The organism is Streptomyces sp. AC627_RSS907, assembly GCF_019049165.1.
On sequence record NZ_JAGMUE010001122.1, the window covers coordinates 1 to 607 of the forward strand.

Annotated in this window: 1 protein-coding gene; it reads left to right on the forward strand. The window is 76.1% G+C overall.

The features are described 5' to 3' along the window. Window positions 1-56: 56 nt before the first annotated feature. The coding region (locus KUM32_RS40620) for a thiamine phosphate synthase (RefSeq protein ID WP_217146699.1) at window positions 57-607 on the forward strand (551 nt) is incomplete at its 3' end.

A 607-nucleotide genomic window follows, 5' to 3' on the forward strand; every position in this document is an offset into this window, starting at 1 on the left:
GGGCCGGCGACCCCGCGCCCGGCCCATACGCCGCTGATCTGGGGGGAGGCCATCCCATGGCCGCCGCAGTCACCGCAGCCGCCGCTCGCGAGCACCTCGCCGACGCCCGGCTGTACCTGTGCACCGACGCCCGCAAGCGCCAGGGGGACCTGCCGGAGTTCCTGGACGCGGTGCTCGCCGCCGGCGTGGACATCGTGCAGTTGCGCGACAAGGGCATGGAGGCGGCCGAGGAACTCGACCACCTCGCCGTCTTCGCCGAGGCGTGCCGCAGGCACGGCGCGCTGCTGGCCGTCAACGACCGCGCGGACGTCGCCTTCGCCACCCGTGGCGCCCACCAGCCGGGAGCCCACGTGCTGCACTTGGGCCAGGGCGACCTGCCGGTGCCCGCCGCCCGCGCCATCCTCGGCGACCAGGTGCTGATCGGGCGCTCGACCCACGCGGAGGCCGAGGCCCGTGCCGCCTCCGTCGAGCCCGGCGTGGACTACTACTGCACCGGCCCCTGCTGGCCGACCCCGACCAAGCCGGGCCGGCACGCCCCCGGGCTCGACCTCGTGCGGTACGCGGCGTCGCTCGACTCCGACCGGCCGTGGTTCGCCATCGGCGGCAT